The organism is Alteromonas sp. KUL106 (assembly GCF_009811415.1).
Taxonomy (GTDB): Bacteria; Pseudomonadota; Gammaproteobacteria; order Enterobacterales; family Alteromonadaceae; genus Alteromonas.
This window is the reverse complement of sequence record NZ_BLIG01000019.1, coordinates 60,459-77,222: the sequence shown is the minus strand read 5'-3', so window position 1 is coordinate 77,222 and position 16,764 is coordinate 60,459. Positions and strand designations below refer to the sequence as shown.

Annotated in this window: 10 protein-coding genes and 1 pseudogene; 7 read left to right on the top strand and 4 right to left on the bottom strand. The window is 45.1% G+C overall.

Annotated features, from left to right (window positions below; translation table 11 throughout):
• Window positions 1-5 precede the first annotated feature (5 nt).
• Together aroC and GVO63_RS07020 are read left to right on the top strand one after the other, a co-directional pair.
• Window positions 6-1,103, top strand: a complete 1,098-nt coding sequence (gene aroC, locus GVO63_RS07025) for a chorismate synthase (protein ID WP_159493419.1) — start codon at window positions 6-8, stop codon at window positions 1,101-1,103.
• A 184-nt stretch (window positions 1,104-1,287) separates the two neighbouring features.
• Window positions 1,288-2,502: an MFS transporter gene (locus tag GVO63_RS07020; RefSeq protein ID WP_159578757.1), complete on the top strand. Its 1,215-nt coding sequence runs from the start codon at window positions 1,288-1,290 to the stop codon at window positions 2,500-2,502.
• 19 nt (window positions 2,503-2,521) lie between these two features.
• Here the strand turns inward: GVO63_RS07020 and GVO63_RS07015 are convergent, their stop codons facing one another.
• The 4 genes and pseudogenes from GVO63_RS07015 to sodB all read right to left on the bottom strand — a co-directional run bounded on the left by GVO63_RS07015 (window position 2,522) and on the right by sodB (window position 8,223).
• Window positions 2,522-4,069: a SpoVR family protein gene (locus GVO63_RS07015; protein WP_159578755.1), complete on the bottom strand. Its 1,548-nt coding sequence runs from the start codon at window positions 4,067-4,069 to the stop codon at window positions 2,522-2,524.
• A 1-nt stretch (window position 4,070) separates the two neighbouring features.
• A pseudogene (locus GVO63_RS07010) lies at window positions 4,071-5,398 on the bottom strand (YeaH/YhbH family protein).
• Between the two features lie 82 nt (window positions 5,399-5,480).
• A complete protein-coding gene (locus GVO63_RS07005; RefSeq protein WP_159493415.1) occupies window positions 5,481-7,403 on the bottom strand; it encodes a PrkA family serine protein kinase in 1,923 nt (640 codons plus the stop codon).
• A gap of 238 nt (window positions 7,404-7,641) precedes the next feature.
• Window positions 7,642-8,223, bottom strand: a complete 582-nt coding sequence (gene sodB, locus GVO63_RS07000; protein WP_159493414.1) for a superoxide dismutase [Fe] — start codon at window positions 8,221-8,223, stop codon at window positions 7,642-7,644.
• 350 nt (window positions 8,224-8,573) lie between these two features.
• On the opposite strand from sodB, the gene GVO63_RS06995 reads away from it, so the two are divergent.
• From GVO63_RS06995 to GVO63_RS06975, 5 genes are all read left to right on the top strand, one after another.
• Entirely contained in the window at window positions 8,574-8,924 is a 351-nt protein-coding gene (locus GVO63_RS06995; RefSeq protein ID WP_014948765.1) for a Grx4 family monothiol glutaredoxin, read from the top strand.
• A gap of 333 nt (window positions 8,925-9,257) precedes the next feature.
• The gene (locus tag GVO63_RS06990) at window positions 9,258-11,828 is read left to right on the top strand and encodes a TonB-dependent siderophore receptor (protein ID WP_159578753.1); all 2,571 of its coding nucleotides are present in this window, start codon (window positions 9,258-9,260) and stop codon (window positions 11,826-11,828) included.
• Window positions 11,829-11,920: 92 nt separating this feature from the next.
• Window positions 11,921-12,553: an RNA polymerase sigma factor gene (locus tag GVO63_RS06985; protein WP_159578751.1), complete on the top strand. Its 633-nt coding sequence runs from the start codon at window positions 11,921-11,923 to the stop codon at window positions 12,551-12,553.
• A gap of 1 nt (window position 12,554) precedes the next feature.
• The gene (locus GVO63_RS06980; RefSeq protein WP_159578749.1) at window positions 12,555-13,610 is read left to right on the top strand and encodes a FecR domain-containing protein; all 1,056 of its coding nucleotides are present in this window, start codon (window positions 12,555-12,557) and stop codon (window positions 13,608-13,610) included.
• Window positions 13,611-13,892: 282 nt separating this feature from the next.
• The gene (locus GVO63_RS06975; RefSeq protein WP_236552085.1) at window positions 13,893-16,763 is read left to right on the top strand and encodes a TonB-dependent receptor; all 2,871 of its coding nucleotides are present in this window, start codon (window positions 13,893-13,895) and stop codon (window positions 16,761-16,763) included.
• Window position 16,764: the final 1 nt, after the last annotated feature.

The following is a 16,764-nucleotide window of genomic DNA, read 5'->3' as shown; positions in this document are numbered from 1 at the left end:
TAATTATGTCAGGTAACAGCTTCGGAAAACTTTTCACTGTAACCACGTTTGGTGAAAGCCACGGCATTGCAATTGGCGGTGTTGTAGACGGTTGCCCTCCAGGGCTTGAGATCACAGAGGAAGATCTTCAGGTTGATTTAGACAGACGTAAGCCTGGTACTTCTCGCTACACCACGGCGCGAAGAGAAGACGACGAAGTACAAATTTTATCTGGTGTGTTTGAAGGTAAAACCACGGGCACAAGCATTGGTTTATTGATTAAAAATAAAGACCAGCGAAGCCAAGATTACGGCAATATTAAAGACCGTTTTCGCCCAGGCCACGCTGACTATACCTACGATCAAAAGTACGGTAGCCGAGATTACCGCGGTGGTGGACGTTCGTCTGCCCGTGAAACGGCTATTCGCGTAGCTGCGGGTGGAATTGCAAAAAAGTACCTTAAAGAAGTGCACGGCATTGAAGTGCTAGGGTATTTGTCTCAGCTTGGCCCTATTGAGGTAGAGACTGTGGATCACAGCGTAACCAATACGAATCCGTTCTTTTGTCCGGACGAATCTAAGCTAGATGCGTTGGACGAGTACATGCGCGACCTGAAGAAGTCAGGCGACAGTATTGGCGCGAAAGTATCAGTCGTGGCAAAAAATGTACCTGTCGGTCTTGGCGAACCCGTCTTTGACAGATTAGATGCGGAAATCGCCCACGCCATGATGGGGATTAATGCCGTGAAAGGTGTTGAGATTGGCGATGGCTTTGATGTAATCAATCAAAAAGGCAGTGAACACCGCGATACGCTTACTCCTGATGGCTTTACCTCTAACCATGCAGGTGGTGTATTAGGCGGCATTTCTACGGGCCAGGATATTGAAGTCCATATGGCATTAAAACCTACGTCCAGTATTTCTGTGCCGGGTAAAACCATTAACAAAGACAACGAAGAAATTGATATTGTCACCAAAGGGCGCCATGACCCTTGTGTGGGCATTCGTGCTGTGCCTATCGCGGAAGCCATGCTCGCGCTTGTATTAATGGACCACTTGCTACGTCACCGTGCACAAAACGCAGGCGTGCTATCGACGACCAAGCCTATTGCAGGCCAAGCCTAGTCGTTATGTGTCGGCTTATCGTCATTGAGGTAAGCCTTTTTACAAGCGCTTGAGGCTAGGTGTTTTACGCTAAACACGCCCAGCACTTTAAAAGCGCAGCATGCTTGAGGCTCTGTGCTTACTACTTTAACGACTCGCCACTACCTATCTTGGGTAGTGGCGTTTTTGCATACGGAGATGGAAATTGTCACTGAAGGGCGCAACTAACACAGAAACTGCCACAAGCAGCAAAACCGCACTGTTAATACTCGCTATTACCTACTGGCTTTATTTCGGGCAGCTTGGCGTGCTTGTACCGTATCTTGGGATCTTTCTTGATGGGCGGGGATTTTCTTCAGCGGAGATCGGCGAGCTTTTTGCAGTTATAACCCTTGCCAGAATTTTAGGACCAGGATTGTGGGCTGGCGTCGCCGATAAAACAGGTAACGCGCTAGGCGTTATGCGTCTAGGATGCTTGCTTACCGTCCTTACTTTCAGTTCCGTTCTTTACTTCACCAGCTTTTGGGGACTGACGCTGGCTTTCGGCCTTATGATGATGTTTTGGACTGCGGTGCTGCCGCAACTTGAAGTCATTACCATGAATACAGTGGCGAAGAGTAAAGCCACGTACGGGCAAATAAGGCTATGGGGGAGCGTTGGTTTTATTTGTCTTACGGTAAGCGTCGGGAAAGCCCTCGATATTTTTTCTACCGACACGCCCGTTCATGCCAGTATTGGTGTGCTCGCACTGTTATTTATGAGTACTTTATTCATACGGGCACCAAAAGAAGCTGTTCATGAGAGCGCTGCGGCAGGAAGTATCTGGAAATACGCAAAGCAAAAGCCCTTCGCCGTATTTATTTTCTCTTCCGCGTGTTTGCAGATTAGCTTCGGTGCGTACTATGGCTTTTTCGCGCTTTACATGCGCGATCTTGATTACAGCGGTCAGCAGACCGGTATTTTCATTGCGCTAGGTGTCCTTGCAGAGGTGGGGATATTTCTTATCGCCCGTAGACTTATTTGCCAGTTTGGCGTGTGGAAATTATTGTTTGTGAGCATCGCGCTGACCGGAGTTCGCTGGTATGTGATGGCGGCATTTGCTGATAGTTTTATTGTGATCGTTTTAAGTCAGCTTATTCATGCTTTAAGCTTTGGGTTAACCCATGCGGTATCGGTGCACTTTATTCATCAGTTTTTGCCAAAGGCATATCAAAGCCGAGGACAAGCGGTATACATAAGCGTGGCATTTGGACTGGGTGGGGCATTTGGGAACTATATGGCGGGGCAGCAGTGGCAGCAGGGCACTAACGCCTATGAAACATTTGTTACCGCTGCCGTTTTTGCGACGATCGGTGCTTTATCTTTATTGCTGTGCTCAAGAAAAGACATGGAAAGCGCTAAAGCGCTTTCAAACAGTTAGCAAATGCTGAGCGCAGGCGTCAAGCCTGCGCAGCACGCTTGCATTCCGATATCACTTCAACGCCATCATCACCATTGTCTTGTTCTAATCGTACATCAAACTTCCATAGCCTGTGCAGGTGGCGCATCACTTCATCTTTTGATTCGCCAAGTGGGATACCCCGTTGTGGAATGTAGCGAAGGGTTAGTGAACGGTCACCCCTAACATCCACATTGTGTACCTGAATGTTAGGTTCTAAATTACTCAAATTGTACTGGGCAGAAAGCTTTTCCTTAATAATTTGATACCCCATTTCATCATGGATAGCACTCACCGCGATAAAGGGCTTTGTGGTGTCATCTTCGAGAGCGAACAACTTAAAATCGCGAATAACTTTGGGCGATAAAAACTGACTGATGAAGCTTTCATCTTTAAAGTTCTCCATAGCAAAGTGGACGGTTTGCAGCCAATCTTTTCCTGCAATGCTGGGTAAGTATTGGTAGTCTTCCTCGGTGGGAGACTGACATACCCGTTTAATGTCCATAAACATAGAGAACCCAAGGGCATATGGGTTGATACCTGAATAATACGGGCTATTGTATTCCGGCTGCATGACCACACTGGAGTGACTATGTAAAAACTCCATCATGAAGCGGTCGCTCACCAATCCTTCATCGTACATCTCGTTTAAAATGTGATAGTGCCAAAAACACGCCCAGCCTTCATTCATCACTTGCGTTTGCTTCTGCGGATAAAAATACTGTGAAATTTTCCTTACGATACGCACAATTTCACGTTGCCACGGCTCAAGCAACGGCGCGTTTTTCTCTATAAAATAAAGCAGGTTCTCTTGGGGCTCTTGGGGAAAACGAATTTTTTCTTTGTGTTTGCTATGTGGGTTATTAGGTAATGTTCGCCAAAGTTCGTTTACTTGTGATTGCAGGTAGGCCTCGCGCTCTTCCTGCCTGTTTTTCTCTTCTTGTAAAGAAATCTTCTGCGGGCGTTTGTAGCGGTCAACACCGTAGTTCATCAGCGCATGACAGGAGTCGAGCACATTCTCAACGTCTTCATAGCCGTATTTCTGTTCGCACTTGGCAATGTAGTTTTTGGCGAAAACCAAGTAATCGATGATGGAGCTCGCGTCAGTCCACGTCTTAAATAAATAGTTACCTTTAAAAAATGAGTTGTGACCATAGCATGCGTGAGCCATGACCAAGGCTTGCATAGTAATGGTGTTCTCTTCCATTAAATATGCAATGCAGGGGTCAGAGTTAATTACGATTTCATAAGCCAGCCCCATTTGCCCACGACGGTACTGCTGCTCGGTTTGAATAAACTTTTTACCAAAGCTCCAGTGCGTGTAGTTAAGCGGCATACCTATGCTGGCATAGGCATCCATCATCTGCTCAGCTGTGATCACTTCAATTTGATTGGGGTAGGTGTCTAGCTTGAATTTCTTGGCAATGCGGTCGATGTGCTGCTCATATTCTTCAATTAGCGGGAACGTCCAATCGGGGCCGTCGCTCAATAAAAAACGTTTTGGAGATTCTGGTTTGCGGCTTTCTTTTGCTAAAACGTCGTTTGTCATATTAGGCTCCTTGCTGCGCATCTTTTTCAGAGCGTTTGAATAGCTCTCTGAATACTGGATAGATGTCGGCCTGTGTTTGTATGTGCTTACAAACGAAATTGTCGTGGGTGGCTGCTACTTTTTCATATTCACGCCACAAGCTTTGATGCTGTCTCTCGGTTATTTCAATATAGGCATAATAGCGAGCGGCAGGCAGTAATTTAGCGGTCAATAAATCGCGACATTGTGGTGAGTCGTCTGCCCAGTTGTCGCCGTCTGACGCTTGAGCTGCGTAGATGTTCCAATTCCCATCGCTGTACCGCTCACGAACAACGTCATCCATTAATTTCAGCGCACTTGAAACAATGGTGCCTCCGGTTTCCTGAGAATAGAAAAACTCTTGTTCGTCTACTTCTTTGGCTTGGGTATGGTGACGAATATAGACGACATCCACATTTTCGTAGGTTCGTGTTAAAAACAGATACAGCAACACATAGAACCGTTTTGCCATGTCTTTAGTGGCTTGGTCCATTGAGCCAGACACATCCATCAAGCAAAACATGACCGCTTTACTTGAGGGAAGCGGGCGCTTGTCATAATTTTTAAAACGTAAATCGAAGGTATCAATAAACGGCACCCGCGCGATTTTTGCTTTTAGAGCACCTATTTCTTTCTCAAGTGCGACAATGGCGAGCGTGTTGTCATGCTTATCTTCAACAAGTAGCCAATGGCGAGCGTGTTGTCATGCTTATCTTCAACAAGTAGCGCGAGTTTTTCTTCAAGCTCCCTAAGTGCTTTTCTATCACTTCCAGTAAGGGCTATACGTCTAGCTACAGAACCTTTAAGTGAACGAACAATGTCTAAGTTACTCGGGACGCCATCGGTCTGGTAACCGGCGCGATAGGTTTCAAATTGGGTGACTTTATCAAACTGATTTTTCTTTAAATTTGGTAGTGCTAGGTCTTCAAATAGTAAGTCTAAATATTCGTCTTTAGATATCGAAAACACAAACTCGTCTTGGCCTTCACCTTTATTGCTGGCGTCACCTTCACCTGCACCTTTGCCTCCACCGCCCGGCGGTCTGTCAATTTTGTCGCCAGCAATAAATTGATCGTTACCAGGATGGATGATATCTCTGCTACCGCCTCGTCCGGTATGAAAAATAGGTTCGGAAATGTCTCTTGCTGGAATGCTGATTTGTTCGCCAGAATCTACGTCTGTGACAGAGCGGTTGCCCACTGCATCAGACACCGCGCGCTTTATCTGCTGTTTATAGCGTTTGATAAAGCGCTGGCGGTTCACCGTGCTCTTACCTTTGCTGTTTAACCTTCGGTCAATAAAATGCGCCATACCCACCTGCTTATCTTGTTGTGAATTAACAATACCCCTGCTAGAGCGCGAAGCGCGCTTTAGCAGGACGCGCCTTCTTGCGTCAAGACGCTTTACGGACGCGCAGGTACCATTCACAAAGCAATCGTACTTGCTTTTGCGTATAACCTTTCTCAGTCATACGATTAACAAAGTCGTCATGCTTTCTTTGCTCCTCTGCAGAGCCTTTGGTGTTAAAAGAAATAACCGGCAGTAGGTCCTCTGTGTTAGAGAACATTTTCTTTTCAATTACAGTGCGGAGTTTCTCGTAACTCGTCCACGAAGGGTTTTTCCCACCGTTATTGGCTCGGGCTCTCAATACAAAGTTAACTATTTCATTGCGGAAGTCTTTCGGGTTACTAATACCCGCAGGTTTTTCTGTTTTTTCTAACTCGGCATTAAGCGAGGCTCTATCGAACAGTTGACCTGTTTCAGGGTCTCGATACTCTTGGTCCTGAATCCAGAAGTCAGCATAGGTGACGTAGCGATCAAATAAATTTTGTCCATACTCAGAATATGACTCCAAATAAGCGGTTTGAATTTCTTTGCCAATAAATTCCACATAACGAGGAATTAAGTAACCTTTTAAGAATTCCAAATACTTATCAGCGGTCTCCTGCGGGAACTGCTCCCGTTCTATTTGACGTTCTAATACATAAAATAAATGAACCGGGTTAGCGGCCACTTCTTGATGGTCGAAGTTAAACACTCGAGAGAGGATCTTGAATGCAAAACGCGTGGATAAGCCTTCCATGCCTTCATCAACACCAGCGTAATCGCGGTATTCTTGATATGACTTGGCCTTTGGGTCGGTGTCTTTAAGGCTCTCACCGTCATACACGCGCATTTTTGAAAATAAGCTAGAGTTTTCAGGCTCTTTCAGGCGCGAAAGCACGGTAAATTGCGCTAAACACTCTAGCGTATCAGGAGCACAGGGCGCACCGTTGAGTTCACTGCTATCCAAAAGCTTTTTGTAAATTTTAATTTCTTCACGTACCCGCAAGCAATAGGGCACTTTTACAATATAAACACGATCAAGGAAGGCTTCGTTGTTTTTATTGTTCCTAAATGTTTGCCATTCAGATTCGTTAGAATGCGCCAAAATTAAACCATCGAAGGGTAAGGCAGAAAAACCCTCTGTCGGATTGTAGTTACCTTCTTGTGTAGCGGTTAATAGTGGATGAAGCACCTTAATCGGTGCTTTAAACATTTCAACAAATTCCATCAAGCCCTGATTGGCTTTACACAGTGAGCCGGAATAGCTGTACGCGTCAGGGTCATTTTGTGCATATTGCTCTAGCCGGCGAATATCCACTTTCCCCACGAGTGATGAAATGTCCTGGTTGTTTTCATCACCTGGTTCGGTTTTAGCAATACCTACTTGGTCGAGCACTGATGGGTACACGCGAACCACTTTAAACTGAGTGATATCACCGTTAAATTCATGCAGGCGTTTGCGTGCCCAAGGTGACATGATAGTTTTCAGGTAACGCTTTGGAATACCGTACTCTTTTTGCAAAATATCGCCATCCTCTTTGACGTCAAACAGGCAGAAAGGATGATCATTTACGGGTGAGCCTTTCAGCATGTATATAGGTACATGCTGCATAAGCTCTTTAAGCCTTTCCGCCAGTGACGATTTACCGCCTCCTACAGGACCGAGCAAATAGAGAATTTGTTTCTTTTCTTCCAAGCCTTGTGCGGCATGTTTAAGGTAGGACACAATTTGTTCGATGGCTTCTTCCATGCCATAGAATTCTGAGAAAGCTGGATAACGAGAAATAACGCGGTTTGAGAAAATTCGGCTAAGTGCCGGGTCATTTGCAGTGTCGATTAATTCAGGCTCACCGATAGCTTGTAGCAAACGTTCTGCTGCATTTGCATAAGCGGTTTGATCCTCTTTACAAATTTCAAGGAACTCCCCAATGGTGAACTCTTCCTGTTTTCGCTCTTCATAGCGACTTTGATAGTGTTCAAAAATACCCATGAATACCCCTTAAATACGGAACCCCGTAATTTCAGCTTAGTCGGTATTTGGGAAAAGGATAGTAATTATTGTGTATAGTTTTTAATCTTTTCGTCTAATGAAAAATGCAACTTTAATAAGAATTTAGTGTCACTTAATGAAGGTTTTTTGTAAACAAAAGCCCCGCTCGAAGGCGGGGCTTGTTATTTTGAAGCAAACGCTGCTGCACGCAAAAGTGCCTAGCGCTTAACCGTCCAACTTACGCAAAGTTGGCGCTTGCGAATTCCCAGTTAACCAGTGCCCAGAAGTTTTCTAGGTACTTAGGACGCGCGTTACGGTAATCGATATAGTATGCGTGTTCCCAAAGGTCAACGGTCAGTACTGGCGTTAGGTCATCACCAGAAATAGGCGTCTCAGCGTTGCTCGTGTTAACGATATCTAGGCTGCCGTCAGCAGTTTTTACTAGCCAAGTCCAGCTAGAGCCAAAGTTGTTAACTGCTTTGTCGTTGAACGCTGCTTGGAAGTCCGCAAATGAGCCCCACTTTGCATTGATCGCATCAGCAAGCGCGCCTGTTGGCTCGCCGCCACCATTTGGACTTAGGCAGTGCCAGTAGAACGTGTGGTTCCAGACTTGCGCTGCGTTGTTGAAAACACCGCCTTCAGAAGATTTAATGATTTCTTCTAGGCTTTTGTTTTCCATGTCAGTACCTTCAACTAGGCCGTTAAGCTTAGTTACATAAGTAGCGTGGTGCTTGCCATAGTGGTATTCAAGCGTTTCAGCAGAAATATGCGGTTCTAGTGCATTTTGTTCGTATGGTAATGCTGGTAATTCAAAAGCCATGACGGTCTCCATGTTAGTTTAGTATTGTAGTCTAAAGCACACTTATCTTCGCCTGTTCAATAAGTGCCTATCAACGCTTGGTTGAAAATTATCACTCTAGACCCTGAAGCATATCCCAAATGTGGGGATAAAGTCCTATAACTCAATGACAAAATTGTGAAATTTTTTAAAAAGTCGAATTCGTCATCGTAGATAATGATCTGATGTAATGGTAAATAGCAATACAGGGTATGAAAAGATCAATTTGGTGGTGAGTAATTAAAGGTAATTTTATGATACCCTCCACCTTGATAAATCATACATGCATTCCCATCTTAGGGGGAATACACTTTTGTGCTCAGAGGAATCAAATGGATAATACTGAAAATCAATCAACGCTGGATAGAATCAAGCAGCAAATCGAAGAAAACCCAATTTTGTTGTACATGAAAGGTTCACCAAAACTACCTAGCTGTGGCTTTTCTTCACAAGCATCGCAAGCGTTGATGTCATGTGGCGAACCATTTGCGTACGTAGATATTCTACAAAACCCTGATATCCGTGCTGAACTGCCTAAATACGCGAACTGGCCTACATTTCCACAATTATGGGTAGAAGGTGAGCTTGTTGGTGGTTGCGACATTATTATTGAAATGTTTCAGCAGAACGAGCTTCAGCCACTTATTAAAGAAACTGCAGCGAAGTATAAAGAAGCAGAATAAATACCGTTTCAATGCACAAATTTTAAGTTTGTGAAAATCGATTTAAAAGCCGGCTATTAGTCGGCTTTTTTCATCAAAAACCGCCAAAATCCACACACTTTTATTCCCACGAAATCTATATAGACAGGTCAGAAATCTAAATCCTCTACGGCTTGAAAAAATAATTTTATTTTGTCGAAAAAGGTTTGTTTTTTAATATCTTGCGATCTATAAACAATGCCATCTGACCACAAATGAGTCAGTGTTGAAGGTATAAAACAACAACTCCTCAAAATACTTTTTTATTGTGTAAATAGCGCTGAAAGTATTTTAGAGAAAATCCGGGAAACCACCATGAATACAACCTTGTCTTTATTGACCAGAAGCGTGCGCGGCGTTCTTGCTGCATCTGCCGCGTTTTCAGTAATGGCTACAGCACCAGTCTTTGCACAAGAAGCAGAAGAGAGTGCAAAAGCTGAAGATTTTGAGCAAATTGCCGTCGTTGGTTCACGCGCAGCGCCACGCTCTGTGGCAGACTCAGCGGTGCCAATTGATATTATTTCTGACGAAGAGTTCAAGCAGCAGGGTGCCACCGATATGGTATCTATGATGCAAACCGTTGTTCCGTCATTTAACGTGAACGACCAGCCAATTAACGACGCATCGACGCTTGTTCGTCCTGCTAACCTTCGCGGTATGGCGTCAGACCATACTCTTGTATTGGTTAACGGTAAGCGCCGTCACCGCTCTGCGGTTATTACCTTTCTTGGCGGTGGTCTTTCAGACGGTGCACAAGGCCCAGATATCTCAGTTATTCCTGCAGCAGCCTTGAAGCAAGTTGAAGTACTTCGTGATGGTGCGGCGGCTCAATACGGTTCAGACGCCATTGCAGGTGTAATTAACTTCGTACTGAGCGATGCCTCTGAAGGCGGAACGTTTGAAGCGCGTTACGGTTCTTACTATGAAGGCGACGGTGACATGGTTCAGTTGTCTGGTAATGTAGGCTTGCCGCTTTCAGAAAACGGTTTCATTAACTTGTCAGCTGAATATCGTACAGCTGATGATACCTCGCGTAGCGTACAGCGTGATGATGCTGCGGCACTTGTTGCTGCAGGTAACACGTTTGTGGCAGACCCTGCACAAATTTGGGGTTCTCCTGAGATTAAGCACGACATCAAGCTTTTTGCTAACGCTGGTATTGAGTTGTCTGCTACGTCGGAAGCGTACATGTTTGGTAACTTCGCTGAACGTGAAGTTGAAGGCGGTTTCTATTTCCGTAACCCACACAATCGCGGTGGTGTTAACGACGGTGGTACAAACGAAAACAATGAGCAACTACTTCTTGTCGGTGATTTAACTGGCGACATGTCAGGCAACTGTCCAACTGATATCGTGGTTGGTGATAACGTGCTTACTAATCCACGTTACATTAATGAAGTAGCAAACAACCCAGATTGTTTCGCGTTTAACGAAATTCTTCCTGGTGGTTTTACCCCTCGCTTCGGCGGTACGGTAACGGATATGTCTCTTGTCTTTGGTACCAAAGGCGAGTTGGATAACGACATTACGTATGACGTGAGTTTAAACTTGGGTCAAAACGAAGTTGATTTCGCTATCAGCAACACTATCAACCCATCTTTAGGTCCAGACACGCCAACTTCGTTCAGCCCAGGTCGCTACACGCAGTCTGAGCAAACCCTTGACATTGATTTTACCAAACCTTTCGATGTTGGTTTATATGAACCGCTATTCGTAGCAACAGGTTTCCAATACCGCAACGAGAGTTATGAAAGCGTTGCAGGTGACACAGCATCTTATGAAATAGGTCCGCTGGCGACACAAGGCTTTGGCATTGGCTCAAATGGTTTCCCTGGCTTGGCGGCCAATAGCCAAGGTCGTGTGTCCCGCAACAACATCGCACTTTACGTTGACGCAGAAGCCTATATCACTGAAAACTTCATGTTAGCCGGTGCGCTACGTTACGAAGATTTCTCTGACTTCGGCGATACGACGAAAGGTAAGATTGCGTTCCGTTGGCAAGCGCTTGAGAACATCGCGTTCCGTGGTGCGTTCTCAACGGGCTTTAAAGCGCCTACGCTTGGTCAAAGTAACGTCCGTAACGTAACCACTGCGTTCGGTACGGGTGGTCAACTTATTGACCGTGCGACGCTACCTCCAACAGACCCTGTATCTCAGCTGAAAGGTGGCGAGCAGTTAACGCCTGAAGAATCAGAAAGTATCACGTTTGGTATAGTTGCAGACTTTGAAAATGGCCTGTTCATTACTGCTGACTACTACAACATTGAACTGACTGATCGTATTAGTACGGCGTCTGGTATTGCCTTGACTGAAGACGATATCGCAGCACTACTTGCGCAAGGCATCAATGATGCGTCTAGCTTCCAAGAGATCAGCTTCTTCACTAACGACTTTGATACAACGACTGAAGGCGTTGACGTTGTGGCGAACTACTCAATGGATATGATGGGCGGCGAGACTAAGTTCTCATTGGCTTATAACTGGACATCAACAGAAGTTGACCGTGCATCACAAAACATTTCACCCGAGCGGATTCGCATGCTAGAAGATAACCTTCCAGCAGTTCGTTACAGTGCTACAGCGAATCATACGAACGGTGACTGGCGTTTCCTTGCGCGCTTGAACTATTACGGTAGCATTTTTGAAGATCACTTAGATTCTGCATTACCTATCGACAAGGTAGGTTCAGAATTTACTGTGGACTTAGAAGTGGCTTATAACTTCACTGAAGAGTTTACCGTAACGGTAGGCGCGAAAAACGCCTTTGATGAATACCCAGATGAGAATACACAGTATGCCGGTATTGCAGGTTCGTTGTATCCAACAACCTCACCAATCGGTATTAACGGTGGCTTCTATTATCTAAGAGGTGTTTATTCTTTTTAATCGCTAATACTAGCGAAAACAACTTTCACAATGTTTCGAAGTGGAGGGGAGCATTAGCTCCCCTTTTATTTGGATTTTCGAGCATCATTTGCGTGAAAAGTGACAAAGAAACAGGCATTATTATTGTCAATGTAAGTAAATCGAAACACACAACTTGTATTATTATGACGAGAAAGTCGACAGTCGCTGAAACCTTTTTAAAATACCGCTCTAAGTTAATGCGCGCGGTAGGTTCTATTGTTGGCGCCGACGACATTGAAGATATAGTTCAAGAAGCTTTTATAAAGAGCTATGAAGCAGAATTAAAACAAGAAATACAATACGAGCGAACATACATGCTCAAAACAGCGCGTAATTTAGCGCTGAATCATGTTGCGAAGGCTGAAAATAAAAACAAGCAGCAACTCGATGACATGGATATGTTGCCTTACGAGCTAGTGGGGCACAGTTTAGAAAAGAACGTAGAAAGTAAAGAGCGCTTTATTCATTTTTGCCGAGCGACAGACACCCTGTCAGCTGATGTAAAACGCGTATTTTTACTTAAAAAAGTATATGGCATGCGACAAAAAGACATTGCAGATCTTGTGGGGCTGAGCGAAAGCACCGTAGAAAAGCATGTCGCCAAAGGTTTAATGATGTGCGCTAAATATTTAGCTGAGCTTTCAAAGGACAGTGCATCCCCCCGAGTCACTGATACCGCGACTCAGGACATAAGCAGTAGTTAACATGAACAATATTCGCCAGTTTTCAAGCAAAGAAGATATCCAAGAGCAAGCTTGCCTTTGGATAAGCCGTCTCGATCGCGGCTTAAAAAGTGACGAAAAAATAGCGCTAGACGCGTGGTTGTCAGAGAGCAATGCTCATCGTCTTGCCTTACTAGATGCGGCAAGCTTGTGGGATGACATGTCGGTCTTAAATGAATTGAGTGGTTTGTTCCCGCAACCAACAGGTCGTCATTTTTCTAAAAAACGTGCACTGCCAAAAAACGTCATTTGGGGTATAGCGGCCTCTTTCTTAGTAATAGCGATAGCCGTAGGTGTGGTTGTCCAGCGCACTTGGCTAAACAGTACGCCTGAATTTGCCGCTGTGAGTCAAAAAGTGCAAACAGGGGTTGGTGAACAAAAAAATGTGACCTTAGAAGATGGCTCATTACTTCACTTAAATACGAACTCTATTGTCACGGTAGATTTCTCATCCTCGGCACGGAACATCGTGCTGCTGAAAGGTGAAGCGCACTTTGAGGTGGCGCATGATAAAACGCGGCCATTTTCTGTCACTGCTGGCAACAATACCGTCACTGCTGTCGGAACTGCGTTCAATATGCAATATGTCGACGACAACGCGTTTGAATTAGTGGTGACTGATGGAAAAGTGTTAGTTAAAGACCGTTTTAAAGCGTCATCATCAAACGAATCGCTGTTTGGAAAGCGTCCGGTAGCAGAAGAAGGCTTGCTTATGTTTGCGGGCGAAAAAGCGACGGTTCAAGGTAAAGTGGAAGCGCGAGAAAGTATGTCTCAAACTGACATTGATGATGATTTAGCGTGGCAGCAGGGCATGATAGTATTTAAAGGCGAACCCTTGGACGCTGTACTCGCTGAGATTGGACGTTATACGCCTGTCCGTTTTCATATTTCAGATGACAGCCTTAACAAACGTAGGGTGGCCGGATATTTCAAGGTAGGCGATATCGACGGCTTACTGTCTGCGCTGAAGAGTAGTTTCAACATCAACGCCGAGAAAGTCACAGAAACAACGATTGAGTTAAGCGTAGCGAAAAGTTAAATATTTTTGAAAGCGAGGTGCTTTCTATGATTCCTAGTTGGCATCAATTTATTTAATGTGACAATATAATTAAAATAATAAGCACATCGATTTTATATCTTGCAGTACAGCACTTTTGCGATAAGCAGGCTAATCAAAAAAAGCAATGAAAAACGGCACGCTCTCAAGTGTGCCGCTCCGTGTCTTTGGCTAAAAAGAACGGTTAAACCTTTCAGATTCAGCGCGCTTTTACCTGTTCGTATTGCTTCGGGCATTTTTCTACTCCTTGGGTCAACAGGCGTTCTGTTTGCGCAGAGTACCAGTGAATCCCATACGCATTCAGAATTGAATGCTTCTCCTGGCGCTTTTTCGTTTTCTATTCCCGCACAAAATGCAAATGAAGCGCTTACCGAGCTTGCTAAACAAGCCAATACGACGCTTTTGTTTCCCTTTGATTTAGCAAAAAAAGTGAAGACTAATGCCCTTGAAGGGACCTTCACATTGAACGAAGCGTTGGCTCAGCTTCTCGAGGGAACTGAGCTTGCCGTTATTACTGACGAAACAGGCGCAGTGAGTATTCGGTCTCGCTCATCACTTTTGGTTCAACCAAAACCAAGCGATGACAACCTGCAAAAGGTTGAAGAAGAGAGTAATGGACTTGAGAAAATCGCGGTAGTTGGTACCAGAAACTCACCTAGAAGCGCTGTGGATTCACCGGTTCCTTTAGATGTGATTGGCTCTGACGCGCTCAGTTCTCAAGGTAATACCGACGTACTTTCTATGCTAAGTGTGATGGTTCCATCGCTCAATGTAAACGACCAGCCTATTAATGACGCGAGTAGCTTAGTAAGACCAGCTAACCTGAGAGGTATGTCGTCAGATCATACATTACTGCTGCTTAATGGAAAACGCAGACACCGCTCTGCGGTTATTACCTTCTTAGGAGGCGGACTATCAGACGGTGCACAAGGGCCTGATATATCAGTTATTCCAGCTTACGCATTGAAACAAGTCGAGGTGCTTCGAGATGGCGCCTCTGCCCAATACGGTTCAGATGCTATTGCCGGCGTCATCAACTTTGTTTTGAAAGATGAAAGGGAAGAGGGCAGCATTGCTTTGAAGCTTGGTGGATACAGTGAAGGGGATGGCGAGCTGTTTCAATTTCAGGCGAATAAAGGACTTGCGCTAGGAGAAACCGGTTTTCTCAATTTGACGGCAGAGTATAGACAGCAAAATGGCACGTCTCGTTCTGTTCAGCGCAGTGATGCTCAAACTCTGTTCGAGCAAGGGAATACGTTCATTCAAACACCTTCACAAGTTTGGGGGGCGTTAGATGTGAATGAAGATATTAAACTGGCATTAAATGCCGGCGCTGACCTCTCTTCCTCATCACAATGGTACAGCTTTGCCACGGCTGCACGTCGGGAAATAAACGGGGGATTTTATTTTCGAAACCCACAAACCCGTGAAGGCGTGTTTAGTCGCACTGACCCTAATACAGGAGAAAGTCGTCTTATTGTTGCTGACCTAGATGGATTGGATAGCGGTATTGCCTGTCCCTCCATTACGCTTTCAAACAGCAATGTCCTATCAAATTCTGACTACCAATTGATAGCTGATAACTCAACGGACCTTGGTGCAAACTGTTTTGCCTTTAATGAATGGTTTCCCGGTGGCTTTACGCCCAGATTTGGCGGAACGATAACGGATGCTTCTCTTGCTATGGGAATAAAGCATGAATTACCTGAAGGCTGGGCAGTGGATGCCAGCGCCACATTTGGATACAGCGATATAGAGTACAGCATTTCAAACACGGTGAATCCATCGCTGGGGCCACAAACGCCAACGGCTTTTTCACCCGGTGGCGTTTCGCAAGTAGAGCGCACGCTTAATGTTGACTTTAACAAGTTAATTCAATCGATTTTTGAAGACCCTATTAGTGTCGCCCTTGGCATTGAATGGCGCAGAGAAACGTATTTTCAGAAAGCGGGCGATGAAGCGTCGTATGTTGCGGGCCCTTACGCACTTGAGCCTCCACTAGGTTTGTATCAAGGTTTTTCTATCGGGTCAAACGGCTTCCCTGGTTATCAGCCCCAGTCTGCAGGTCACTGGAGTCGCAGCAATTGGGCGGTGTATGCCGACGTTGAGTTTTTCGTTTCTGATGAGTGGCAGTTTGGCGTAGCGTCGCGCGTTGAGCATTTCAGTGATTTTGGCTCAACATTCGATGGAAAATTAAGTACTCGATATAAATTAAACGAAATGTTTGCATTGCGAGGCTCGATTAATACTGGCTTTAAAGCACCAACGGTAGGGCAAAGTAACGTAATCAATGTCACCACTGCTTACGGTATTAATGGCCTAGAGGACCAAGCAACGCTGCCGCCCACCGACTTAATATCCCTTCAGCTTGGCGCAACGCCACTGACACCAGAAGAGTCGGTGAACTTCAGTTTAGGTTTGGTGATGCAGACCAGCGAGACCTTCTTTGCCACGCTCGATTATTTCAATATTCGTCTCGCAGATAGAATTAGTACCACGTCAGCTATACCCTTGACCGAAGATGATATTGCTACACTAATATCAAAAGGCCGTTCTGATGCGGCCAAATATAATTCTGCTAAATATTTTACCAATGATTTCGATACGAAAACGCAGGGGGTCGACATTGTCGTCAATTATAACTTTTCGCACGAAGACTGGTTAAATGCTTTGCTCATTGCTTATAACTGGACAGACACGCAAGTTGAGCGTGTTACTCTTTATCCAACGTTTATAAATGACGAATTACAACTGTTACCAAACCTTACGCAAGCAAGAGTGAGAATGCTAGAAGATAACCTGCCGGGCCATCGAGGCAGTATTACTCTGGAGCAGTCCAAAGGTGATTGGGCATTTACTTGGCGCCTAAATTATTACGGCGAGTTTTACGAAGATCACCTTGATGCCTCAGCAGGCATGGACATTTTTGGGCGTGCTCTCACGACGTTTGATGCTCAAGTGGCATGGAAGATTCAGCCCCACGCTACACTGACCTTTGGGGCGCAAAATTTATTTGACGCACTTCCAGAGGAAAACCCGTTTCAGGGGGAGGTCGGGGCACTCTACCCACCTACATCACCAAGTGGTATTAATGGCGCTTTCTATTACGCGGGGATTGAATACGCCTTCAAGTAAT